This is a genomic window from Paenibacillus sp. LHD-117 (assembly GCF_030929555.1).
Taxonomy (GTDB): Bacteria; Bacillota; Bacilli; order Paenibacillales; family Paenibacillaceae; genus Pristimantibacillus.
Genome location: NZ_JAVFVT010000018.1, coordinates 39,304 through 62,719 on the forward strand (window position 1 = coordinate 39,304; position 23,416 = coordinate 62,719).

21 protein-coding genes are annotated in these 23,416 nt (G+C 58.9%); 1 reads left to right on the forward strand and 20 read right to left on the reverse strand.

Translation table 11 applies throughout. The annotated features are described in order from the left end of the window. Nucleotides 1-61: 61 nt before the first annotated feature. From spoVM to RB620_RS15530, 20 genes are all read right to left on the reverse strand, one after another. On the reverse strand, nt 62-142 hold the full coding sequence (gene spoVM / locus RB620_RS15435) for a stage V sporulation protein SpoVM (protein WP_010345573.1): 81 nt from the start codon (nt 140-142) through the stop codon (nt 62-64). Nucleotides 143-404: 262 nt separating this feature from the next. Further along, the gene (locus RB620_RS15440; protein WP_308095714.1) at nt 405-671 is read right to left on the reverse strand and encodes a hypothetical protein; all 267 of its coding nucleotides are present in this window, start codon (nt 669-671) and stop codon (nt 405-407) included. 13 nt (nt 672-684) lie between these two features. Further along, nucleotides 685-1,329 carry a ribulose-phosphate 3-epimerase gene (gene rpe / locus RB620_RS15445; RefSeq protein ID WP_308095715.1) on the reverse strand — a complete coding sequence of 215 codons (645 nt, stop codon included), beginning with the start codon at nt 1,327-1,329 and terminating at the stop codon, nt 685-687. A 5-nt stretch (nt 1,330-1,334) separates the two neighbouring features. Further along, nucleotides 1,335-2,231 carry a ribosome small subunit-dependent GTPase A gene (gene rsgA, locus RB620_RS15450; RefSeq protein ID WP_308095885.1) on the reverse strand — a complete coding sequence of 299 codons (897 nt, stop codon included), beginning with the start codon at nt 2,229-2,231 and terminating at the stop codon, nt 1,335-1,337. Nucleotides 2,232-2,268: 37 nt separating this feature from the next. Continuing rightward, nucleotides 2,269-4,398: a Stk1 family PASTA domain-containing Ser/Thr kinase gene (gene pknB, locus RB620_RS15455; RefSeq protein ID WP_308095717.1), complete on the reverse strand. Its 2,130-nt coding sequence runs from the start codon at nt 4,396-4,398 to the stop codon at nt 2,269-2,271. Continuing rightward, on the reverse strand, nt 4,395-5,165 hold the full coding sequence (locus RB620_RS15460; RefSeq protein WP_308095719.1) for a Stp1/IreP family PP2C-type Ser/Thr phosphatase: 771 nt from the start codon (nt 5,163-5,165) through the stop codon (nt 4,395-4,397). The genes pknB and RB620_RS15460 overlap by 4 nt, the downstream gene beginning before the upstream one ends. A 6-nt stretch (nt 5,166-5,171) precedes the next feature. Then, on the reverse strand, nt 5,172-6,218 hold the full coding sequence (rlmN, locus tag RB620_RS15465; protein WP_308095721.1) for a dual-specificity RNA methyltransferase RlmN: 1,047 nt from the start codon (nt 6,216-6,218) through the stop codon (nt 5,172-5,174). A gap of 123 nt (nt 6,219-6,341) precedes the next feature. Continuing rightward, the gene (rsmB, locus tag RB620_RS15470; RefSeq protein WP_308095723.1) at nt 6,342-7,886 is read right to left on the reverse strand and encodes a 16S rRNA (cytosine(967)-C(5))-methyltransferase RsmB; all 1,545 of its coding nucleotides are present in this window, start codon (nt 7,884-7,886) and stop codon (nt 6,342-6,344) included. Then, the gene (fmt, locus tag RB620_RS15475) at nt 7,883-8,845 is read right to left on the reverse strand and encodes a methionyl-tRNA formyltransferase (protein WP_308095724.1); all 963 of its coding nucleotides are present in this window, start codon (nt 8,843-8,845) and stop codon (nt 7,883-7,885) included. The genes rsmB and fmt overlap by 4 nt, the downstream gene beginning before the upstream one ends. Before the next feature lie 3 nt (nt 8,846-8,848). Further along, on the reverse strand, nt 8,849-9,334 hold the full coding sequence (def, locus tag RB620_RS15480) for a peptide deformylase (RefSeq protein ID WP_308095725.1): 486 nt from the start codon (nt 9,332-9,334) through the stop codon (nt 8,849-8,851). 53 nt (nt 9,335-9,387) lie between these two features. Beyond that, nucleotides 9,388-11,895, reverse strand: coding sequence for a primosomal protein N' (gene priA / locus RB620_RS15485; RefSeq protein ID WP_308095726.1), 2,508 nt, complete (start codon nt 11,893-11,895; stop codon nt 9,388-9,390). Further along, nucleotides 11,895-13,106 carry a bifunctional phosphopantothenoylcysteine decarboxylase/phosphopantothenate--cysteine ligase CoaBC gene (gene coaBC, locus RB620_RS15490; RefSeq protein ID WP_308095727.1) on the reverse strand — a complete coding sequence of 404 codons (1,212 nt, stop codon included), beginning with the start codon at nt 13,104-13,106 and terminating at the stop codon, nt 11,895-11,897. Before coaBC ends, priA begins: the two co-directional genes overlap by 1 nt. 57 nt (nt 13,107-13,163) lie before the next feature. Further along, complete coding sequence (locus RB620_RS15495; protein WP_308095729.1) at nt 13,164-13,688, reverse strand: YfiT family bacillithiol transferase; 525 nt, start codon at nt 13,686-13,688, stop codon at nt 13,164-13,166. Nucleotides 13,689-13,822: 134 nt separating this feature from the next. Then, nucleotides 13,823-14,281, reverse strand: a complete 459-nt coding sequence (locus RB620_RS15500; RefSeq protein WP_308095731.1) for a DUF6157 family protein — start codon at nt 14,279-14,281, stop codon at nt 13,823-13,825. Between the two features lie 101 nt (nt 14,282-14,382). Further along, the gene (gene rpoZ / locus RB620_RS15505; protein WP_308095733.1) at nt 14,383-14,592 is read right to left on the reverse strand and encodes a DNA-directed RNA polymerase subunit omega; all 210 of its coding nucleotides are present in this window, start codon (nt 14,590-14,592) and stop codon (nt 14,383-14,385) included. Between the two features lie 16 nt (nt 14,593-14,608). Further along, nucleotides 14,609-15,220, reverse strand: a complete 612-nt coding sequence (gene gmk, locus RB620_RS15510; RefSeq protein WP_308095735.1) for a guanylate kinase — start codon at nt 15,218-15,220, stop codon at nt 14,609-14,611. A 20-nt stretch (nt 15,221-15,240) separates the two neighbouring features. After that, nucleotides 15,241-15,501 carry an extracellular matrix/biofilm regulator RemA gene (gene remA / locus RB620_RS15515; protein WP_005548256.1) on the reverse strand — a complete coding sequence of 87 codons (261 nt, stop codon included), beginning with the start codon at nt 15,499-15,501 and terminating at the stop codon, nt 15,241-15,243. A gap of 290 nt (nt 15,502-15,791) precedes the next feature. Further along, nucleotides 15,792-17,705, reverse strand: a complete 1,914-nt coding sequence (locus tag RB620_RS15520) for a bifunctional homocysteine S-methyltransferase/methylenetetrahydrofolate reductase (RefSeq protein ID WP_308095772.1) — start codon at nt 17,703-17,705, stop codon at nt 15,792-15,794. 10 nt (nt 17,706-17,715) lie between these two features. Next, a complete protein-coding gene (gene dapF, locus RB620_RS15525; RefSeq protein ID WP_308095774.1) occupies nt 17,716-18,549 on the reverse strand; it encodes a diaminopimelate epimerase in 834 nt (277 codons plus the stop codon). Nucleotides 18,550-18,670: 121 nt separating this feature from the next. Next, nucleotides 18,671-21,451: a calcium-translocating P-type ATPase, SERCA-type gene (locus RB620_RS15530; protein ID WP_308095776.1), complete on the reverse strand. Its 2,781-nt coding sequence runs from the start codon at nt 21,449-21,451 to the stop codon at nt 18,671-18,673. Between the two features lie 192 nt (nt 21,452-21,643). Between RB620_RS15530 and RB620_RS15535 the strand changes: the two genes are divergently transcribed. Continuing rightward, a complete protein-coding gene (locus RB620_RS15535) occupies nt 21,644-23,410 on the forward strand; it encodes an Rqc2 family fibronectin-binding protein (protein ID WP_308095777.1) in 1,767 nt (588 codons plus the stop codon). Nucleotides 23,411-23,416: the final 6 nt, after the last annotated feature.

The window sequence follows — 23,416 nt, forward strand, 5'->3', positions numbered from 1 at the left end:
CCTAAATTCTTCTTCCCTCGGTATCATGGCTGTAAGGCGAAGGCTGCGCGCTGCGTCGGCATTAATTTTTTTGGAACGTATTCAAAATCGCCTTAACAAACCCGCCCAGAAATTTAGGCAGTTTGATCGTATAAAATTTCATGCCTCATCCCTCCTCAGACACGCTCATGAAATTGATCCGTGACCTATCCCGCGCTCATGTAACCATCCTATGCTGGCGATCAATGTCCTATTCCATGAAAGCTCGCCAAGCAAGGTGAATTGGCTGTCGCCGTCCTTTGGCGGCGCAGTGCATTTCATTCCGAGAAATATAGAGAAAGTATGGCGAAATGATATACTTTCCTATATTTCGCGAAAAGCCGATCCCCGTACCGGGAATCGGCTCTTCGCGTATGTCCATGGTCCTATGCCGGAACCGGATTTTCCTTTACGTACGTGTATACGGCGAAGCAGATCGCCGCGAGGAAATAAAATACGATGGCGAGCACGATGAATGTCACGCGCAAGCCGATCGTCTCGAACCGGCGGAAAAAACGGATGCCGATATAAATGGCAAGCAAGGAGAAAATGTATTTGATCAAATCGCCGATGTGCGCGAACAAGGCCAGCGAGATGCCCGCCAAAAACGCGTACAACATGACCCAGAAGCTGGTTCGGACCGAATCCCTCATGCCCGTCGGCCCCCTACCGCAGCGCCGCGATGGCGGCCGCGCGGTCTTGTTGGGCGAATACCGCATTGCCAGCGACAAGAACGTTCGCTCCCGCTTCCCGGATGAGCGGCGCGGTCTCCGCATTGACGCCGCCGTCGACTTGCACGTGCACACCCTGAAGCCCGCGATCGTTCAGCATCGCTTGTACCTGGCGCAGCTTGACCAGCGAATACGGGATAAACGACTGCCCGCCGAATCCTGGATTCACCGTCATGATCAACACAAGATCGAGATCTTGGATGATCGGCTCCAGCACGGATACGGGCGTCGCAGGATTGATGGCAACGCCAGCCGGCAAGTCCTTTTCTTTAATGAAATGGACCGTACGGTGCAGGTGCGCACAGGCTTCCGCGTGAACCGTAATGCGGTCGGCGCCTGCCGCGATGTAATCGGCAAGCGACAGCTCCGGCCGTTCGATCATGAGATGAACGTCGAACGGCAAAGAGGTCGCCGAACGGACGGCGGCGATGACGGGCGGCCCGAACGTCAGGTTCGGCACGAAATGCCCGTCCATCACGTCCACGTGGATCCAGTCCCCGCCTGCCGCTTCCGCCGCCGCGATCTCTTCGCCGAGCTTCGCGAAGTTCGCCGAAAGAATAGATGGAGCGATAATCGTCATGTTGGTCAGTACCTCCGTTTGATGTCTTTCATTTCTTCAAGGAACAACAAATAGTGGTCGTAGCGGCTCTGTTCGATCTCTCCCGACTTCACCGCTTCGGTAACCGCGCAGCCCGGCTCGTGGACATGGGTGCAGCCTCTGAACTTGCAGGAAGGCGACAACTCCCTCATCTCCACGAAGCAGTAGCCGAGGTCCTCGATGCCAAGCTCGCCGAAGTCCAATTGGCTGAAGCCCGGAGTATCGGCGACGTAACCGCCTCCGATATCGATAAGCTCCACGTGGCGGGTCGTATGTTTGCCCCTGCCGAGCCGGTTGCTGATCTCGTTGGTCTCCAGCGTTAGGCCGGGCACGATCGCGTTCAGCAGCGACGACTTCCCGACGCCGGACTGTCCGGCGAAAACAGCGAGATGGCCCCTCAGCCGCGCGCGGAGCTCTTCGATGCCCTCGTTTTTGCGGGAGCTTGTCCCGAATACCTCGTATCCGAGCTTCCGGTAAATGCGACCCACGGAAGAAGCCGCTTCCGCGGCCTCCTCCGTCATTTCGCCTTCGGATTCCAAATCCCGTTTGCTTAAGCATAGGACAGCCGGAATGCCGGCATGCTCGATATGGACAAGAAACTTATCCAACAGCTGAAGGTTCAGCACAGGTTCGGTTACGGAGAACACGAGCATGGCCATATCGATATTGGCGACGGGCGGCCGTATAAGCTCGGAGCTGCGCTCATGCAATTCCGTAACCGTGCCTTCGCCGTTCTCCGTCAAGCTATAGGCGACGCGATCGCCCACTAGTGGCGTCAGGCCGCGTTTCTTAAATACGCCCCTGGCCCGGCATTGCACCGTGCCGGACGACGTCTCGCTCTCGTCCTTCACGTAATAGTAGCCGCTCAGCGCCTTCACGATCATGCCCTGCCGGCTTTCGCCGGCTTCGTTCTCCTGTATGTCAGGTACCTGCTTCTTGGCCTTCTGCCCCATTTTCGCCATTGCTTTCGTCTACCTCCGCTTGCGCTTGTTGATCCCCGTCCGGCGTGTCCGGCGGCGGCGTAGTCTCGCCGTCGCCCGGAATCGTCAGGTTCGGCGAGTCTCCGCCCGCCCCGATTTGGTCATACCGGATTTCTTTTGTATCCATAAACTGATTGTCCCGGAGAACCGTGACGCGCGCGACCGTATCGGGAGCCAGGATGACCGTCACCGGAATGTCGACCGTGCTGTCGATCGTTCGTTTGACTCCTTCAATATTTTCGCCCGTCGCATCGGAATAAATGATTTTCACTTCGCTTGCCTTGCCTGCCGTCGCCGGAGAGATACGAATGTTGAACGTATACGTTTTCGAGTCCTCTGGCGGGCCTTTGCTGACGGTAATGCTCACCTTCGAGCCCTTGGGCACCTTGTCGTTCGGATTAAAGTTATCTTGTCTGATGACATGGTCCTTCTCGTGCAAGTAACTCGCTTCATAGAGAATGTCATCTTCCTCGAGCACGAGTTCAAGCGACTTCAGCAGGCTTCTCGCGTCCTTTAGCCTCATGTCGGTGAGGTCCGGCATATCCACCGTCTCTCGGCCCATGCTGACCACGAACGACACCTCGGCCGTTTCCGGATCGAACATCTCGCCGTCCTTCGGCGTCTGCTCCAGAATCGTTCCCGCTTCTTCCTCGCTATGCTCTTCGGTCACGAGGATCCGCTCTTCTGCCACGCCCATGGCGATCAGCTCTTCCTTCGCGGATTGAAGCTTCTGGCCGACGTAATTTTTTAATTCCTTCATCTCGGGGCCGTCGCTGACGGACAGCTCGATGAATGAACCTTTTTTGACGCGGATGTTGTCCTTCGACTGGTCGAATACCACGTCCTTCGGAATATCCTTATGGAATTCGCGCGTGACGGGATCCTTGACGCGAAGTCCGGCCTCCGTCAGGGTCGTCCTGGCATCCGTCTCGGTCATGCCGATGACGTACGGCACGTTGACTTCGCCGGGATCGAGCTGCGCGAGAACCCATTTGAAGCCGAAGAGAAGCAGAACAAGCAGCGCTAACGTTATGCTGACTACGAGCACGGGTTTCTTCCAGCCCTTCGGCTTTTTCTCCTGCTCGGCGTCCTGCAAGTTCACGCTGGTCGTATCGCTGACGACCGCTTTCGGTTCCGTCCGCGAAGGCCCGTCGGAAGACGCGGCGACCGCTCCTCCGCGAATGGCCGGCATGATCCGCGTTTCATCCATGTCATGATTCGCGATGAACTGGATTCGCGGTTCGTTCAGACGGTCCGGACGAAGGCAAGTATCCAGGTCGAGCAGCATCTCGTGCGCAGAGCCGTAACGCTCGGCAGGGTTTTTGCGCATGGCTTTCAGGATGACGTTCTCCACGCTCTGCGGAATATGAGGGTTGACCACGCGTGGCTCCTCGAACGGCTCCTGCAGATGTTTTAATGCGACGCTGATCGGGCTTTCGCCGAGGAACGGCAGCTTGGCCGTCAGCATTTGGTACAACACGATACCCAAGGAATACAAGTCGGATTTCTCTCCGGTGTTGATGCCTTTGGCGTGTTCGGGAGAGAAATAATGGACCGACCCGACGACGGAGCCCGTCTGTGTAATCGTCGACGAGGTAACCGCGCGGGCGATGCCGAAGTCCGTCACCTTCACTCTTCCGTTGTTGCCGATAAGTATGTTATGAGGCTTAATGTCCCTATGGATAATATGATTCTGATGGGCGTGGTCGAGCGCGTCGCAGATTTGCACGGCGATGCGGATCGCTTCGTCCGTCTGAAGCGGCGCTCTCTCTTGGATGATTTCGTTGAGATTGTTGCCTTCCACGTATTCCATCACGATATAATGAATATCGTCCTCTTGTCCGACGTCATAGATGCTGACGACGTTCGGATGGGACAACGCCGCGGCAGATTGCGCTTCGCGGCGGAATCTGCGAATAAATTCTTCGTCGCCCACGAATTGCTGGCGAAGCACCTTTACCGCGACCTTGCGGTTCAACAGCACGTCATGCGCCTTGTACACCAGTGCCATGCCGCCTCCGCCGACGCGGGTCAATATTTCGTAACGTCCTGCCAAATCATGTCCGATCATGCACTCGCTCCCCTCGCTTCGCCAGTAGGCTGCTCTTGCAGAAGCACGACCGTAATGTTATCGTCGCCCCCGCCCTCCAGCGCCAGCTGAATGAGATGATCCGCCTTGGCTTCCAGCTCTTGCGAACGATCCGCCACGACGCCCACGATCTGCTCCTCGTTCACCATGTTCGTAAGTCCATCGCTGCAAAGCAGAAGTACGTCATCCGTAGACCAATCGACCGATTGAACGTCGATCTCGACCACGGGGTCCGTGCCGATCGCTCTTGTCAACACGTTGCGGCGAGGATGGTGAGCAGCTTCTTCGGCGCTCAGCTGCCCCGATTTTACAAGCTCGTTCACCAGGGAATGATCCATGGTCAGGAGCTGGATGCCGCCGTCGCCCACGCGGTACGCGCGGCTGTCTCCGACATGCCCGATGACGGCCGTGCCCGGCAGCATCAGGGCGGCGACGACCGTTGTCCCCATGTTATGGTATCGCTCGTTGCGGGATGCCATAGCGTAAATCGTCTCGTTCGCTTCCGCGATCGCCTGACGGATCAGCATCTTGCCTTCCTGCTCCGTGAGCGACTGCTTGTCGGCATGCTGCTCGAACGCGCCGCGGAACGTATCGACGGCCGTCTGGCTCGCGACGTCGCCCGCCTGGTGGCCGCCCATTCCGTCAGCGACCACGGCAATCGCAATGCCTCCGCCGAGCGAACCTACCCAGCATTGATCTTCGTTAACTTGACGAACTCGCCCGATATTGCTTCGGTTTGCCGTTAACAACGCTCATCACCTCGTCGTAGACTCCATATGTTTGGCGCGAAGCTGGCCGCAAGCGGCAGCAATGTCGTGACCCTGCTCCCGGCGAATGGTCACGTTGATCCCATTGCGGTCCAGTATGCGTTGAAACTCGAAAATGTCTTCCCGCGGCGTACGGACGTAGTTCCGCTCGGGCACATGGTTGACCGGGATGAGGTTGACGTGGCAGAGCAAGTCTTTTAATACGTCCGCAAGCTCCTGAGCATGCTCCGCCTGGTCGTTCACGCCGCCGATCAAGGCGTATTCGAACGTAATCCTTCTGCCCGTCTTCGCGATGTAATAGCGGCATGCCTCCATGACATCCTCGAACGGGAAGCGACGGTTGACCGGCATCAGCTTGGAACGCAGCTTGTCGTTCGGGGCATGGATCGAGAGCGCCAGATTAATCTGCGTATTCTCGTCCGCGAACTTGTACATGCTCGGCACGATGCCGCTAGTCGATACCGTAATGTGGCGCTGGCCGATATTAAGGCCTTTCTCATGGATCATGAGACGCAGGAACGTCATCGTCGCGTCGTAATTCTCGAACGGCTCTCCCGAACCCATGATCACGATGCTGGATACGCGTTCGCCCGTCGCGTCCAGCATCTGCTGGGCCGTCACGACCTGGGCCACGATCTCGCCAGCTGTCAAATTCCGCTTCAACCCGCCAAGCGTGGACGCGCAGAATGTGCAGCCGATCCGGCAGCCGACTTGCGTCGTGACGCAAATGCTATTGCCGTAATTGTGCCGCATAATGACCGTCTCGATCGCGTGGTTGTCATGAAGGCCGAAGAGGAACTTGACCGTGCCGTCTTTGGATTCGAACTTCGTGATTTCCGTGAGCGTGATGAATTGGAATTCGTTCTCCAGCTTGTCGCGCAGCCCTTTGGGCAGGTTCGACATGTCCTCGAAGCTCTTGACGCGCTTCACGTAAATCCAATCGAACAGCTGGTCTCCGCGGAACTCGGGTTCGCCGTTTTCCTTCATCCAGTCCTTCAGCTGTTCGAGCGTATAGTCATAAATAATAGGTTTCATCTCTTCATATCACACCTGTATCTGCAAAGTAGACGGCGTTGCCGTGCCGAGCTTATTGCCGGCGCTTCATCGCCATCGTCGATTCATTTTACCACAAACGCCCATGTCAAGCCATAAACGGCCCTATAGTGTCTGTTCAACTACCTCTTGTGGGCGTCTAATCATTCTGGCGATATAGAAGCCGTCGCTGCCGAAATGCTGCGGAAGCAGCTGCAGCTGGCCGTCGAACCCGAGACCGATCAACCCCGCCTGCTCGAGCGGCTTGGTTACCGCATCCGGCCAATCGGCGTCCAGCTCGAATTCGGGATGAGCCTGCAGGAACGCCGCGATTTGGCGTTCGTTCTCCTCCGGCTCGATCGTGCACGTACTGTAGACGAGTGTGCCCCCGGGCTTCACGAGTCCGCAGACGGCGTCCAGCAGCTTGCGCTGCACGGCGCCGATCTCCGCGATATCGCCTTCGGTCTTCGTCCACTTGATCTCCGGCTTGCGGCGAATGACGCCGAAACCCGAGCACGGCGCGTCGAGGAGAACGGCATCCATCGATACAGGCGCGAAACGTTCGGAGAGCGCCGCCGCATCCCCCGTCACCGCTTCGACGTTGCGCAGCTTGAGCCGCTCCGTCTGCTGGACGATCAGCTCGCGCTTATGCGCGTGCAGGTCGTTCGCCCACACCTTGCCCTTGCCTTCCATGAGCTCCGCCATGTGGGCGCTCTTGCCGCCGGGCGCCGCGCAGCAGTCGAGCACTTTCATGCCCGCCTTCGGCGCGAGGACCTCCGCCACGAGCATGGAGCTTTCGTCCTGCAGCGACCAGCGGCCCGTCCGAAATCCGTCCATGTCGGCCAAGTTGCCGCCGGATGCCACGACGATTCCGGCAGGGGCAAGCTCCGACGGCTCCGCTTGCAATCCTTCGGCCCTTAGCTGAGCGAGGAGCTCGTCGCGGTTCCCTTGCAGCGTATTGGCCCGGATGCTGGCATGCGGAGACCGGTTGCCCGCTTCGCAGATCGCTTCGGCCTGTTCGGCGCCGTACGTATCCGCCCAGCGCCTGACGAGCCACTCCGGATACGAGTGGCGAAGTGCGATCGTCGCGATGGGATCTGCCAGTTGAATGGCCGATGGCACGAGCTCCGCCCGATTGCGGTCGACGTTGCGCAGAACGCCGTTCACCATGCCGGAGATGCCGGCATGTCCTCGGCGCTTCGCGATGACCACCGCTTCGTTCACCGCCGCGTGGGCCGGGATGCGGTCCAGATAGAGAAGCTGGTACGCGCTGAGGCGAAGCAGCTGGTGCACCCAAGGCTGCAGCTTCTTGACGCCCTTAGCGACGAACTTATCCAGCCAGTGGTCCAGCGTCGCCTGCCTGCCGATCGTACCATAGACAAGCTCCGTTGCGAGCGCCGCATCCGGCCTGGACAGTCCCTCGTCCTGAAGCGCGCGGTTCAGCTGCAAATTGCTGTAGGCGCCGCTGCCCGCTACCTTCGTCAAAATATCCAATGCGATTTCCCTAGGCGTAGCCGCCCTGCGTGATGAGCTTGCGCCAGCATGGCCTGCATTTCCTTTGGCTCTCTGTTGTTTGGCCCCGTTCACAGCCGCGCCTTTCGCGCGCCGCCCGCCGCTGCTGCTGCCGCCACCGCGTTGGCCCGAGTCTTTCGTGCCTTGTCCGCCGCTCATATCGCGCCGCCTTCGCCGAAGACCGTGCCCGGCTCGAGTCTCGCGCCTTTCAGCCATTCGGCCGCGCTCATGGCGCGTTTGCCAGCCGGCTGAATTTCCGTTAGCAGGAGCCGTCCGGCTCCGGCTTGCACGAGGATCCCGTTCGTTCCCGCGTCGATAACCGTCCCCGGCCGAACGCTAGCGGCGTTCGCTGCCTCCGTCTTGCCCGCAACGGGTTCGCATGCCCTCACTTTGAACACTTCGCCGCTTAGGAAAGTGAATGCCCCCGCCATCGGAGACAAACCTCTGACTTGATTGAACAGCTCCCTGGCCGATCTGCTCCAATCCATACGTTCGTCGTCCCGCGTCAAATTCGGGGCGTAGGTCGCTTCGTCGTCGTTCTGCGGAACCGCCTTCGCCGTACCGTCCACGATCGACGGCAGCGTCTCGCCGAGCAGCTTCGCTCCGGCCGCGCTCAGCTTCTCGAACATCGTCCCGGACGTATCGTCGTCCCCGATCGGCAGCTCCACGACGCTGATCATGTCGCCGGTGTCGAGTCCCTCCGCCATGTACATGATCGTCACGCCCGTAGAGCGTTCCCCGTTCATAATGGAGCGCTGGATCGGCGCTCCGCCGCGGTATTTCGGCAGAAGCGAGCCATGAACGTTAATGCAGCCGAGACGCGGAATATCCAGCACCGCCTTCGGCAAAATTTGCCCGTATGCCGCCGTCACGATCAGCTCCGGCCCGAGTTCCCGGATCGATTCGACCGCCTCAGGGCTTCGCATCCGCTCCGGCTGGAGCACCGGCAGGCCAAGCGACAACGCCGCTTCCTTCACAGGGGGCGGCGTCAACGTTTTTTTGCGGCCCTTCGGACGATCCGGCTGCGTGACGACCGCGGCGATCTCGAAGCCGCTTTCGGCGAGCAAACGCAGAGAAGGGACGGCGAAGTCCGGCGTCCCCATAAATACGATACGCATATCTTATTCGCCGCCTTTTCTCGGTCTGTCGGAAATATCGTAGACGCTTTCGGCGAGATCCGTGAACAGAATGCCGTTCAAGTGGTCAATCTCATGCTGGAAAGCGCGCGCGAAATAGCCGCTCGCGTTCACCGTAATCGGTTCCCCGTCGCTGTTCTGCCCCTGCACGACGATCCGGTCCGCGCGGCGCACCTCGCCGTTCAGGTTCGGAATGCTCAGGCAGCCTTCCGGTCCGAGCTGCTCCCCGTCCTGCTCGACGATAACGGGATTAACCATCTCGACGAGACCGTTCTCGTCGCCCACGTCCACGACGATGACGCGTTTGGAGATGCCGATCTGAGGCGCCGCGAGACCGACGCCTTCCGCGTCGTACATCGTTTCGGCCATATCTTTCAGCAGCTTCTTGAGGTTCGGGTTAAACTTCGTGACTTCCATCGCGATTTCGCGCAATACCGGATCCGGTTCCTTCACGATTAATCTGATGCTCATGCGTATACCTCTCTTTTCTAATCCTATTGTTTCTTTCATTACTTGCGAAGCAATTATAAAATGACTTGCGGATCCACATCCACGCTGAACAGAATTCTCCGCTGCTGCGGCGCTTCCTCGAAAGGAACGAGCGCCCGCCTGATCATCGCGGATACGTCGATGCTTCCCCGATATTTTACCACACATTGAAAACGGTAGCGATCTTTCATTCTCGGAATCGGCGAAGCGACGGGACCCAGCACCTCGAGCGCCCTCGCCATGCCGGTCGCGAGAGGCACGAGCAGCCCTTCATGCTCGGCAAGACCGCGCAGCTCCGCTGCGAACGCTTCGCTCACGGAGGAAAGCAGCGCCAGCTGCTCGTGGGACATCGTCACCAGCACGAGTCTGCAATAAGGCGGATAACCCATGACGGAACGATGGCGCAGCTCTTCGTGCAGGAATGCGGCGTAATCGTGTTTCTGCGCCGTCGTGATCGCGTAATGCTCCGGCGCGTAGCTCTGGACGATGACCTCGCCCTTCAGTTCGTGCCTGCCCGCCCTTCCGGCCACCTGCGTCAGCAGCTGGAACGTGCGCTCGGCCGCCCGGAAGTCCGGCAGATGAAGCGACGTGTCCGCCGCGATGACGCCTACTAACGTTACGAATGGAAAATCGAGCCCTTTGGCAACCATCTGCGTGCCGAGCAGCACGTCGGCCTTACGCTCGCCGAACTGCTTCAGCAGCTTCTCGTGCGCGTGTTTCTCCGAGGTCGTGTCCACGTCCATGCGGATGACCCGAATGCCCGGGAACAGCTTGGCGAGCTCTTCCTCGACGCGCTGAGTGCCCGTGCCGAAGTATCGGATATGCTCGCTCTCGCAGGACGGGCACTTCGTCGGGGCGCCCTCCGCATGCCCGCAATAATGGCAGCGAAGCACTCTCGACTTCTGATGGTACGTCAGCGAGATGTCGCAGTGCGGGCAAGTCGAGGTGAAGCCGCAGGAACGGCACATGACGAAGGTCGAATACCCCCTCCGGTTAAGCAGCAGAACCGATTGCTCGCCCCGCTCCAGCCTCTCCAAGAGCGCCGAATGCAGCGCTCGGCTGAACATGGACCGGTTGCCTTCCCGCAGCTCCTCCCGCATATCGACGACCTCCACCTCGGGCAGCGGCCGGCCGCCCACCCGATCGGGCATGGGGAGCAGCGAGGGAGGAGCTTTTTCGCCCGGCTTCCCTCCCTGCGGCGTGGCCGCCCCTCTGCTAGCGGCCGCGTACGATTCCAGCGAAGGCGTCGCGGAGCCTAATACGACGGCCGCGCCGTGCTGCTTGGCGCGGCGGACCGCGACGTCTCTCGCATGGTACTTCGGGCTCTCTTCTTGCTTATAGGACGATTCGTGTTCCTCGTCGATAATAATCAGTCCGATCCGCTCGAACGGGGCGAAGATCGCGGAACGCGCTCCGATGGCAACCTGGGCCCGACCACTCCGGATCTTTCGCCATTCGTCGAACCGCTCTCCGCTGGACAAGCGGCTATGTAGCACGGCGACCGCATTGCCGAACCGCCCCTTGAAGCGCTCGACCATCTGCGGCGTAAGGGAAATTTCCGGCACGAGCACGATCGCCTGCCGTTCCTGATCCAAACATTGTTGGATCGACTGCAGGTAAACCTCCGTTTTGCCGCTGCCCGTCACGCCATGCAGCAGCATCGTGCGCGGCTGCCAGCCCGAAAGCGCGCCCGAAATTTGCTCGAACACCGCCTGCTGCCCTTCCGTCAGCGGCAGCGGCTGCGTCCGCCCGAAATCGCGGTGGGCGTAAGGGTCGCGTTCCCGTTCGACCTCGCGCAGCGCAAGCAGGCCTTTCTCCGCGAGCGACTTGACGCTCGCGGGCGCAACGCCCGCTTCAGCGGCCAGCGCCTGCATCGCGATCGGTCCGCCGTGCTCCAGCATAAACGCGAGCGCTTCGCGCTGCTTGGCCGCGCGCGGCGGAATTTCTTCGAGCGCTGCGGCGGCCGCTTCCGGGCTGGCCGCGAGGAATACCGTCAGCACCCGGCGCACGGAAAGCCGATCCTTAATCGTCGATTGCTGCACGAGCGTACCGTCGCGAAGCGCCGCCTTGACCGCGCGCGTATGCTCGGGGAATTTCTGCAGCAGCGTTTCAAGCTTCGTGCGGCCTCCGGCGGCGTTCAACCATCCGGCCAACTCCTCCGGCAATTCCGTTCCGGCGTCGTCGTCATTCGACCAGCCGACATAACGTTCTTCCTTGCCTTTGAGCGCGGCGGGAATCATCGCTTGAAGCGCCTGCGTCCAGGAGCAGCAGTACTTTTCGCTAAGCCATCTCGACAGTTCGATCATGTCCGGCAGAAGCGGCGGAAGAGCGTCCAGCAGCTCGGATACCGGCTTCAGGCGCGAACTGTCGACCTCGGCTTCTTCGGCCAGCGCGATCACGAACCCTTGGAGCACTCTGCCGCCGAACGGCACTCCTACCCGGCTGCCGACTTCAATCCAATTCTTCATTTCATTTGGGACGCTATAATCAAAAGGCCGATCCGTCTGGCGGCTCGGCAAGTCGACAATGACTCTCGCAATCATTAGGCAAGACCTCCGGCGGCGCGCAGCCGACGGGCGATTACGTCCATGATCCGAACGGCGGTCTCGCGCTTGGACAAGAGAGGCAGAGCTTCCACAAGACCTTCCGGCCCGTACACCTGCACCGCGTTCGTGTCCACGTTGAAGCCGGAGCCTTCGGCGCTGACGTCGTTCGCGACGATCAGATCGCAGTTTTTGCGCTTCAGCTTGTCCAGCGCGTACCGCTCGACATCCTGCGTCTCCGCAGCGAAGCCGACGAGCAGCTGATGCGTCTTCCGTTCCCCGAGCGTCTGCAAAATATCGGTCGTCCGCTCCAGCTCCAGCACGAGCCGCTCGCCGGTTTTTTTCAGCTTCTGGTCGTACGTCTGGACGGGACGATAGTCGGCGACCGCCGCAGCTTTAACGACGACATCCGTCTCCGGGTACAGAGACAGCACGGCTTCCAGCATCCCTTGCGCCGAATCCGCCCGAATGACCTGTACGCCCGCCGGCGCCTGCGCCGTCGTCCGGCCGGCTACGACCGTCACTTCAGCCCCCATGAGCCGCGCCGCCTCCGCGATCGCGAATCCCATTTTGCCGGAGGAATCGTTCGTCAAGTACCGGACGGGATCGAGCCTCTCGATCGTCCCGCCTGCCGTCACGAGCACTTTCTTCCCGCTCAAAATGCCGCTTCGCGCAAACCAGGCGCCGATGGCCGCCGCTATGTCTTCCGGCTCCGCGAGCCTCCCCTTCGCCACGTAACCGCAGGCGAGCTGTCCCGTGCCGGGCTCCACGAACATCGCTCCGCGCGATGCGAGCAATTCCATGTTATGCACGACGGCGGGATGTTCATACATATGTACGTTCATGGCTGGCGCGATCAACAGCGGACATGTCGCGGCCAGCAAAGTCGTGCTCAACATGTCGTCCGCAATGCCGTTCGCCAGCTTGGCGATGCTGTTCGCCGTCGCGGGAGCGACGACGATCAGATCGGCGTGATCGGCCAGATGGATATGGGAGACGACGGACGGGTCGCGTTCGTCGAACGTATCGATATGCACGGCGTTTCGCGACAACGTCTGCAGCGTGAGCGGCGTGATGAACCGGGTCGCGGATTCCGTCATGATGACATGGACATCCGCGCCCGCTTGCACCAGCTTGCTGCATAACGCAGCGCCTTTGTAGGCGGCGATGCCGCCGGTAATGCCGAGCACTATTCTTTTCCCCTGAATCATGATGCCACTCCTATTCGATGCGTTTTCCGCGCTGCTTTGGATTTTGCGACGCTTTTCTCACCAATCCATGCGTTCGCGCAAATTCGTGATATGAGAAAGATGATGCCTGCCGTGCCAAGCGACAAAACCCAGGAAATAGGATAGCTTCAACTGGCTGCCCCGCTCGGGATGGTAAAATTCCCGGTCGAACTGGGAACGCTCCATGGATCGCAGCAACAGCGACCAACGCGCGTACAACGCTTCGATCATGGCGAGGCTGATTTCGGGTGACGCTTTCAAACTATCCGGCGTCTCGGCCCAGAGGCTTTCGTCGAACGGCTTGATGGTCGGGTTCGATTCCGTTAGCGCCAGCTTGAATCGCGTAAAGCAGTTCATGCCCGCGTCCGCGAGGTGATGCGTCACCTGCCTGATCGTCCATCCCCCCGTCCGGTACGGCGTATCCAGCTGTTCCTCGGTAAGCCCGTCGAGCGCGGCTCTAAGCTGAGCAGGCAACTGCTCGATTTGGGTCATCCATTTCTCCCGCTGCGCGGGGTTCATGCCCTCGAATTGATACCGTCCAATCGGATAACGCAATTGCTCCATTAGAAACCCTCCCAAGTGTAAACGACTGGCGCCGTCCTTCGGCGGCAAAAGCTCACGTTACGTTTCGGCTTTTCTGTCTTCGGAAGCATTCTACTCTCTCCATATCATACCATAACGCGGGTCAAAAACTAGCTCTATTCCTTGCCTTTCCCTATCGTCGCCTGCTTAATCCGGCTGCTTCGGATCGCGTTCTGAAGCTCCAGCTCCGACGCCTCGCCCGCTTCGACGAAGGCGCCGTATTGCTCGGTTTCCATCCCGTAGAGGGCGATTCTGCCTTCCTCGTTGAAATGGAAGCCCCAGCCGAACTTCTTCGTCAGTTGGGATGCCCTCATGCACGGATGATTCCTGTCAAGCAGCTCCTTGCGCGCAGCCGCGAGCTCTTCCTCGTCAAGCGTGTCCAGCAATCCCTTGTGCCGAATATATACCTCGAACAGCTGCTCTTCAAACGTATAACGATACGGATGCTCCGACAAAAGCTCGTACTGGATCACATGCGACGGCTTGTCCTGACGTTTCTGCACCGGAATGACGCCGAGTTCGACAGGACAATCCGAGGCCACGCGAACGAACATATTGCACCAGTGACGCTGCAAGTCTCTCACTCCTCTTCGGATATAGGCATGGCGGCGAACCGCTTGTACAAAAAAAGGAGCGCCCCAGTTGCAAGCATCTCCTTTTTGCGAATCGTATTCAATTAGTCTTCTTTGATTTCGACTTTCTCTACTTGAATGATATCGCCGTAAATTTCTTCGAGGGCGACGCCTACGAACTTGTGCGAACGCGGATTCGCGAGCTCCGACTTCTCGCCGTTGCGCAGCATGCGAGCTCTTCTGGAAGCAGCGACGACAAGCGTATACTTGCTGTCTACTTTCTTCACCATTTCGTCAATGGATGGATATAACATGGCTAATTCTCCTCACTCAAGCTTTCTCGATTGCGGTCTTTAATCCGGATACGTAAGGAACGAACCGTTCCCTGCGGCAATGCTCCGCCACGATAATGCTCCGGATGCGGTCGCAGGCCGCGTCGATCTCGTCATTCATAACGGCATAGTCATAGTGCTGCAGCAGGTTCATCTCTTCCACGGCAACGTTCATCCGCGTATTGATCGTATCCTGCGATTCCGTGCCCCTGCCCGTAATTCGTTGCTTGAGCTCGTCCAGAGACGGAGGCAGCAGGAAAATGAAGATCGCTTCCGGAAATTTTTCCTTAACCTTCAGCGCTCCCTGCACTTCGATTTCGAGAATGACGTCCTTGCCGCTTGCCAGCGTCTTGTCCACGAAGTCCCGCGGCGTCCCGTAATAATTGCCCACGTACTCGGCATGCTCCAGAAGCGCGTCGTTCGCGATCATAGCCTGGAACTGCTCCCGGCTCTTAAAAAAATAATTGACGCCGTCTATCTCGCCCTGCCTCGGCTGCCTCGTCGTTGCCGACACGGAATACACGATCTCCGGCATTCTGCCGCGCAGCGCGGTGCATACCGTGCCTTTCCCCACTCCGGCAGGACCGGACAAAACAATTAACAATCCCATTTGTTCCATAGCTCCCCGTACTATTCGTCGTTATCGTCATCCTTGGTGGATAACCGGTGGGCAACCGTCTCCGGCTGCACCGCAGATAAAATAACATGATCGCTGTCCGTAATAATGACCGCGCGCGTCCTACGACCGTATGTGGCGTCGATTAACATATGCCGGTCGCGTGCCTCCTGAATGATCCGTTTGATAGGAGCCGATTCCGGACTAACGATAGAAATGATACGATTCGCCGATACGATATTGCCGAATCCGATATTAATGAGCTTAATAGCCAAGCCAGGTCCCCCTCCGCGCCTACGGTCATACCTATGCGCACTTTCCCATTCATTCTCCACATGACAGAACCATTGCACTATTGTTGACAAGAAAAGGATGGAGCATACGTTTCCACAAATACAGAGAAAGTATATCATTCGCCATACTTTCTCTATATTTCTCGGAATGAAACGCTCCGCCAAAGGACGGCGACAGCCGTTTCACGTTGCCTCGCTCCAACTGTACGCCCTATTTTAATTGATTTTGGCCGCATGAACAAGCAAAAATTAGATACGAGGCGGTTTTGGCTCTATTTTGAGCGTAATTGTTTCGTATTCTGCCACACATATTCGGTCAGTTGCACCGCCATGTCATAGAACATAAACGGCGTAATCAGGTAGATTCCGTTAAAGTGAGGAAGCGCGGCGTCCAGCAGTTCCTGCGCGATGCGCACGCCTTCCGCCCGGCCCGCTTCGCCCTCGAGTCCCGACATGCGGCTGCGCACCTCGTCCGAAAGCTGGATGCCCGGCACCTCGTTATGAAGATACTCGGCGTTCCGTCCGTTGGCGAGCGGCATGATTCCGATGAACACGGGCACGTCCAAATGTTTGGTCGACTCCGCGATTCGCTCGATCAGCAGAGGATCGTAGACCGGCTGGGTCATGATGTAATCGGCGCCGGAAGCGATCTTGCGCTCCAGCCTCTGCACAGCCTTGTCGAGATGTTTGACGTTCGGATTAAACGCCGCTCCTACTACGAACTTCGCGCGCTGCTTGAGCGGCTTGCCCGAGAACGCGATGCCGTCGTTCAGCTGCTTGATCATGCGGATCATCTCGAACGAAGTGAGGTCGTAGACGGAGCTCGAATCCGGCAAGTCGCCGAAGCGCGCCGGATCGCCCGTCACGGCAAGCACATGGTCGATGCCGAGCGCGTCAAGCCCCATCATATGGGACTGCGTGCCGATCAGGTTGCGGTCCCGGCAGGCAATGTGAACGAGCGGACGGATGTCGACGCGTTCCTTGAGCAGCGCCGCTAGCGCCAAATTGCTCATCCGGGTGACGGCCAGCGAGTTGTCCGCCATTGTTATCGCGTCCGCGTGCGCTTCCTTCAGCGCGGCGGCGCCGGCCATAAACTTGCCGATGTCAAGATCGCGCGGCGGATCCAGCTCGACAATGACCGTGTGACGCTGCTTCACCAGCTCGACGATATTCGGCGCCGTGTCGCCGATTCCGCCGGTAGGCGGCTCGATGACGGCGATCGCCGGTTCCTCGGCTCGGCCAGAAGGCTTATGTTCGGCAGCGCTTGACAGCGCCTGCGCGATGTTATCCTTATTCGGCTCATAGCCTGCAAGCGCGGCAGCCATCGCGGCTACATGCTCGGGCGTCGTGCCGCAGCAGCCGCCGATAATGCGAACGCCGCGGTCCGCGAACCGCTTTGCGCTTTCCGCGAAGTATTCCGGTCCCGCGGAATACGTGTATTTGCCATCGACATAATCGGGAATACCCGCGTTCGGATAGACGGACATCGGAATCGAATCCGGCATGTTGTCGATGGAATCGATCGCCCGCATGATCCCGTTCGGACCGCTGCGGCAGTTGAAGCCGACGACGTCGGCGCCGAGCTCCGTCAATTCGCGGAAGGCATCCGCGAGGGCGACGCCGTCCAGCGTTCGGCCTACGTCTTCCACCGCGAACTGGCAGATGACCGCAACGTCCGACAGGCTGCGCGCGATCGACAGCGCCAGCTTCATCTCCTCCAGGTCGTAGAACGTCTCCAAGAGCAAGCCGTCCACGCCTTCTTCCAATAAAGCTTTCATCTGAAGCTCGTACGCGTCGGCCACCAGCGCCGTGCGCAGGTTCTTGAGCTTGCCGTCGCGGATCGAACCGACGGCGCCTACGACGTAGGCGTCTGCCCCGACCGCCGAACGCGCGATTCGGACGCCCGCCCGGTTGATCGCCTCCATCTCGCCCTCAAGGCCGTACTTCGACAGCTTGACCAGATTCGCCGAGAACGTGTTCGTCTCGATGACGCGGGCGCCCGCTTCGTAATACTTGCGGTGGACGTTCTCGATGACGTCCGGTTTCAGCACGTTAAATTCTTCGTATGAAACGCCAACGGGGAACCCCATCTGATACAGATAGGTTCCCATCGCTCCGTCGCCGGGCAAGATGCGCTCGGCCAGCGCATCCCGCAAATTCGGCTTATGAGTAAGCGCGCCGCCCATCAGGCGACACCTACAAGGCCCCGCGGAATACTTCCGCGGCAGGCCCGGTCATGTAAACGTGATTATCGGCTTCGTTCCACTCGATCAGCAGATCCCCGCCTTTGAGCGAGACCGTGGCGGCACGGTCCGTCGCGCCCGTCAGCACGGAAGCGACGAGCGTCGCGCAGGCGCCGGTGCCGCAAGCGAGCGTCGGGCCCGCTCCACGTTCCCATACGCGCATATCGGCTTGCGAACGGGAATTGACCGTGACGAATTCGACGTTGATCTTGCGCGGGAACATCGGATGCGTCTCCAGCTTCGGCCCCCATGTGTCGAGGTCGAAATTCACGGCATCGTCCACGTAGATGACGCAGTGCGGATTGCCCATCGATACGGCCGTGAACGCGAACGTCCTGCCGTCCACTTCGATCGGATGTTCGATGACGCGTTCCGCGTCCACCGTCGTCGGAACCTGCAACCCTTGCAGAATCGGCTCGCCCATGTCGACGCGCACGGTTTGCACTTTGTTGCCTTCCCCGATGGTCAGCTGCACTTTCTGCACGCCCGCTCCGAGTGTCTCGATCGTAATTTCCTCTTGGTTCGTGAGACCGTTATCGTAGACGTACTTCGCGACGCAGCGAATCGCGTTGCCGCATTGCTCCGCTTCCGAGCCGTCGGAATTGATGATTCGCATGCGGAAGTCCGCCTTTTCGGACGGCAAAATATAAACAAGGCCGTCGGCTCCGATGCCGAAGAACCGGTTGCACAGATCAAGCGCCAGCTCGGACGCGTTGTCCGGCAGCTGACGCTCGCCTTCCACTACAATAAAGTCGTTCCCCAAGCCATGCATCTTCGTAAAGTTCATCTATCGCTCTCTCCTTATACCGCAACCTAGTATGCGTGAAATCTATTATCATTCATACTAGCATACCGCAATATAAGGAGAAACGCTATTCACATTTTGCATCAACATTTGCACTAATTCCTTATCTTGACGCCGTTTGCGGACCTAGCGGCCACTTGCTGTTCGACTTGCGCTTCGACTTGCCGAGCACGCTGCCGATACCCATCACGAAGGTAGGAATGCCGGCGGCGACGAAGACGAGACACCATTCGCGGAGGCCGATCGGCACGGTTTTGAAGATCGGCTGCAGAGCTTCGATATACAGGACGCCTACCATGAGGAGCAAGGACGATAACACGGCGAGCACCAAATATTTGTTCTGGAACGGGTTGCGGTGGAAGATCGATCTTGAGCTCCGGCAGTCGAACACATGGATCAGCTGCGCCATGACGAGCGTCGCGAAAGCGACCGTCTGCGCGGTCATCAGACCTTGCGCGTCGTTCCCTTCTTCCACCAGCGTGATCCAGAACGCGCCTAACGTGCAGATGCCGATCAGGATGCCCCGGCTAATGATTTTCCACCCCAGCCTGCGGGCGAAAATATTTTCTTTGGCCGGCCTCGGCTTCTGCTGCATCAAATCTTTCTCCGCCTGGTCGACCCCAAGCGCCATCGCCGGCAAGCCGTCCGTGACCAGGTTGACCCATAGGATCTGGATCGGGACGAGCGGCAGCGGAAGACCCGCCATCATCGCGAGGAACATGACCAAGATTTCGCCTACATTAGAAGCGAGAAGATAGCGGATGAATTTGCGGATATTCTCGTAGATGCCCCGGCCCTCCTCGATGGCGGCGACGATCGTAGAGAAGTTGTCGTCGCTGAGCACGAGCGCGGATGCTTCCTTCGACACATCCGTGCCGGTGATCCCCATCGCGATGCCGATATCCGCCGCTTTGATCGCGGGCGCGTCATTTACGCCGTCACCGGTCATCGCCACGGTATGCCCCCTGCGCTGCAGCGCCTTCACGATTCTCAGCTTGTGTTCGGGCGAGACGCGGGCGTACACGCTGATCTGATCGGCTTGCTTCTCCAGCTGCTCGTCGCTCATCTCTTCCAGCTGCTTGCCGGTCACGGAGATCGCGCCTCTGGTCATGATGCCTAGCTGGCCCGCGATCGCTTCCGCGGTCAACTGGTGGTCGCCGGTAATCATGACCGTCTTGATACCCGCCCTGCGGCAAGTCGCGATCGCGTCCTTCACTTCGCGGCGAGGCGGGTCGATCATGCCGGTCAGGCCGATGAAGACGAGGCCGTTCTCCACGTCGGACTCGCTCTCACTTTTGTCGGCGGCGCGCATGTCCCTGTAAGCGAGGCCTAGAACCCTCAGCGCGGACTGAGCCATCGCTTCGCCCGCTTCGGCGCATTTCCGCTTCAGCGTCGCCGTGAACGGCACGACCTTGCCATCCCATAACACGTAGGAGCAATGCTCCATGAGGAGATCCGGGGCGCCTTTCGTGCAGATGAGCCGCCCCCCTTGATGGGAGACAATGACGGACATCCGCTTCCGCTCGGAATCGAACGGGAATTCCTTCTCACGTTTGTAGAGCATTTCGAGCGACTTCGCCGAGGAACCGAGCTTCGTCGCGAGCACCGCGAGCGCCCCTTCGGTCGGATCGCCCTTGAGCCGCCATTCGGCAACCGGCTCCGCTCCTTTTCGCCGCTTCGCCTGCTGCTCTTCCACCCGCTCCACTTGGGCGTTGTTGCACAAGGCGCCGACTTGCAGCAGCCGCTTCAAATGCAGATCGTGTTTCGGGTCGACCGCGTTGCCGTTCTCATAGATCGCGCCAGTCGGGTCGTACCCTTCGCCGCTTACTTCCAGCCTTCGGTCGCTGAGCCATACGTGGGTTACCGTCATTTTGTTCTGCGTCAGCGTACCGGTCTTGTCGGAACAAATGACCGAAGCGCAGCCGAGCGTCTCGACGGAAGGAAGCTTCCGGACGATCGCCTTCCGCTTGATCATGCGCTGCACGCCGAGCGAGAGCGCGATCGTCACGATGGCGGGCAGTCCTTCCGGAATGGCGGCTACCGCCAGGCTGACGCCGGCGAGGAACATGCCGTATGCAGGCTGGCCGTGCAGAATGCCCGCGACGACGACCATAATCGTGAGGCCGATCGCGACAATGATCAGCAGCTTGCCGAGCTGCTCCAGACGGTGCTGAAGCGGCGTCTCCATCGATTCGGTCGACTGGATGAGGCCTGCGATCTTGCCCATCTCCGTTCCCATGCCCGTCCGGACGACGATGCCCTTCGCGGTCCCGCGCGTCAGCATCGTCCCCATGAAGCCGATGTTCCGCTGATCCCCCAGCGGCAGATCGGCGTCCGCAATAGGCGCGGCATACTTGCCGACGGGCACCGATTCCCCCGTGAGCGCGGATTCTTCCGCGTAACAGCTGTTCGTTTCGATGAGGCGCAGATCGGCGGGAATGCGGTCGCCGCTTTCCAGATAGACGACATCGCCGGCTACAAGCTCCCTTGCGGCCACCGTTACGAGCTCCCCGCTGCGCAATACTTTGGCAGAAGGGGCCGAAAGCTCCTTAAGCGCGCGAAGCGAACGTTCGGCGCGGAATTCCTGCACGAAGCCGAGCACCGCATTAATGACGATAATGGCGATAATCGTGATGGCGTCCAAATATTCGCCAAGCAGTCCGGATATGAGCGTAGCCCCCATCAAGATCAGCACCATAAAATCTTTGAATTGGTTCAAAAACAACAAAATCGGCGGTACCCGCTTCCCCTCGGTCAGCTCGTTGTAGCCGAGCTCCTCCAGCCGCTCGGCAACGGCGGACGGCCTGAGGCCCTCCTGCAGCGAGCTGTTCAGCTTCTCGGCCAATTCGCCCGCGCCATATTGATGCCATTTCATTTGTTCCATTGTACGACTCCCTCCCGTATGTTGCCGGTCCAGCGGACAGCCTTTTCAGAACATCTTGAACAAGCACTTCTAGGGTAAATGTATTCGGACAGGTTATAAATTATCCCACGAAATATATCGCGGGCACTTAAGTTTTTGTTCCGAATATGGCATGATAGAGTCATACTGCTGGAAGAGAGGTACATAAGCACAATGGCATTGGACGGTATCGTAACTCGCGCGCTCGTGCACGATCTGCAGCGCTGCGTAGGCGCACGCATTCATAAAATCCACCAACCGACGGAGCATGAGCTCGTCATCGCGATCCGTGGAGGCGGATTCGGCGGCAAGCTGCTGCTCTCCGCGAACCCGACTTACCCGCGCGTCCATTGGACAACCGCGAGCTATCTTAATCCGCTGGAAGCGCCGATGTTCTGCATGCTGCTCCGCAAGCATTGCGAAAGCGGCGTCATCGAGGCCGTGCGCCAGGTTGGCAACGAGCGCATCATTCATATCGACGTCAGGCACCGGGACGAACTCGGCGACCTGTCCAGCAAACGAATCATTATCGAAATCATGGGGCGGCACAGCAACATCATTCTAATGGACCCATCGACGGGTCTCATCCATGACGGCATCCATCATGTAACGCCCGCCATCAGCGCGTATCGGATCGTCATGCCGGGGAGCGCCTATACGTCGCCTCCGGACCAGAACAAAGAAGATCCGCTCGAGGTTCGGGACGAAAGCCGTTTCGAATCGTTGATGTCCGCCGCGGCCGGAGAGGAAGATACGATCGCTAACGACGCCAAAACGTTGGTCGCCGCGTTTAGCGGGCTCAGCCCCCTGCTCGCCAAAGAGATCGTTTTTCGTTCCAGGCAGGGACAGGCTTCGGCTTCGGATACAAGCGGCAGCGCGTTATGGGACAGCTTCCGCGAGGTGATGGATCAGGTTCGCGACCATCGTTACGAACCGGTGATCTCGACCGACGCGGAGACGGGCAAAGCCAGCTTCTCCATCCTGCCGCTCACCCATATCCATGGAGCGATGGCTAGCTTCGAGAACGCAAGCGACTGCCTGGAAGCATTCTACGGCGATAAAGCGGAGCGCGACACGGTGAAGCAGCGCGCGGCGGACCTCATCCGGTTCGTGCAGAACGAGAAGGCGAAGAACGCAGTCAAAATCAAAAAGCTCGAAGAAACGCTTCAGGTCGCGAAAGACGCGGAGAAGTACAGGGTGCTGGGCGAATTGCTCACAGCCTACATGCATCAAATTAAACGCGGGGATACTTCGGTCGCGTTGGTTAATTTCTACGATGAGGAAGCAGCAGAAGTGACGATCGAGCTGGATCCGCAGCTGAATCCTTCCGAGAACGCGCAGCGGTACTTCCGTCGGTACACGAAACATCGCAACAGCTTGTCGATCGTGGGGGAGCAGATGGACATCGCGGCGGAGGAAATCCGTTATTTCGAATCGCTCTTGCAGCAACTGGACAATGCGTCCTTGGCGGATATCGAGGAAATTCGGGATGAGCTCGTGCAGCAGGGTTATATGAGGGAACGCAACAAAAGAGGTCCGAAGCGGAAAAAACCTGCCCGCCCTTCCTTGCTCTGTTACACATCTTCGGAAGGCGTCCAGGTTTATGTGGGCAAAAACAATACGCAAAACGAATATTTGACGAACCGCTTGGCGGCTCCGTCCGATACTTGGCTCCATACGAAGGACATACCCGGATCGCATGTCGTCATTCGCGGAGGCGATTTCGGCGACGCGACGCTGGAGGAAGCCGCCATGCTGGCGGCTCATTATAGCCAAGCGAAACAATCCAGCATGGTACCGGTCGATTATACGTATATCCGGCATGTCCGCAAGCCTAGCGGCGCCAAACCGGGCTTCGTCATCTACGACAACCAGAAGACGTTGTTCATTACGCCGGACGAGCAGCGGATGAAGTCGCTTGCTTCGGAAGTCAAATCATAAGAAACG

Bases quoted from the DNA above. Each gene is read 5' to 3' on its own strand.
- spoVM (WP_010345573.1), bottom strand. From the start codon at position 142: ATGAAATTTTATACGATCAAACTGCCTAAATTTCTGGGCGGGTTTGTT.
- RB620_RS15440 (WP_308095714.1), bottom strand. From the start codon at position 671: ATGAGGGATTCGGTCCGAACCAGCTTCTGGGTCATGTTGTACGCGTTT.
- rpe (WP_308095715.1), bottom strand. From the start codon at position 1,329: ATGACGATTATCGCTCCATCTATTCTTTCGGCGAACTTCGCGAAGCTC.
- rsgA (WP_308095885.1), bottom strand. From the start codon at position 2,231: ATGATCGTGAAGGCGCTGAGCGGCTACTATTACGTGAAGGACGAGAGC.
- pknB (WP_308095717.1), bottom strand. From the start codon at position 4,398: ATGATCGGACATGATTTGGCAGGACGTTACGAAATATTGACCCGCGTC.
- rlmN (WP_308095721.1), bottom strand. From the start codon at position 6,218: ATGAAACCTATTATTTATGACTATACGCTCGAACAGCTGAAGGACTGG.
- rsmB (WP_308095723.1), bottom strand. From the start codon at position 7,886: ATGAGCGGCGGACAAGGCACGAAAGACTCGGGCCAACGCGGTGGCGGC.
- fmt (WP_308095724.1), bottom strand. From the start codon at position 8,845: ATGCGTATCGTATTTATGGGGACGCCGGACTTCGCCGTCCCTTCTCTG.
- def (WP_308095725.1), bottom strand. From the start codon at position 9,334: ATGAGCATCAGATTAATCGTGAAGGAACCGGATCCGGTATTGCGCGAA.
- priA (WP_308095726.1), bottom strand. From the start codon at position 11,895: ATGATTGCGAGAGTCATTGTCGACTTGCCGAGCCGCCAGACGGATCGG.
- coaBC (WP_308095727.1), bottom strand. From the start codon at position 13,106: ATGATTCAGGGGAAAAGAATAGTGCTCGGCATTACCGGCGGCATCGCC.
- RB620_RS15495 (WP_308095729.1), bottom strand. From the start codon at position 13,688: ATGGAGCAATTGCGTTATCCGATTGGACGGTATCAATTCGAGGGCATG.
- rpoZ (WP_308095733.1), bottom strand. From the start codon at position 14,592: ATGTTATATCCATCCATTGACGAAATGGTGAAGAAAGTAGACAGCAAG.
- gmk (WP_308095735.1), bottom strand. From the start codon at position 15,220: ATGGGATTGTTAATTGTTTTGTCCGGTCCTGCCGGAGTGGGGAAAGGC.
- RB620_RS15520 (WP_308095772.1), bottom strand. From the start codon at position 17,705: ATGGGCGGCGCGCTTACTCATAAGCCGAATTTGCGGGATGCGCTGGCC.
- dapF (WP_308095774.1), bottom strand. From the start codon at position 18,549: ATGAACTTTACGAAGATGCATGGCTTGGGGAACGACTTTATTGTAGTG.
- RB620_RS15530 (WP_308095776.1), bottom strand. From the start codon at position 21,451: ATGGAACAAATGAAATGGCATCAATATGGCGCGGGCGAATTGGCCGAG.
- RB620_RS15535 (WP_308095777.1), top strand. From the start codon at position 21,644: ATGGCATTGGACGGTATCGTAACTCGCGCGCTCGTGCACGATCTGCAG.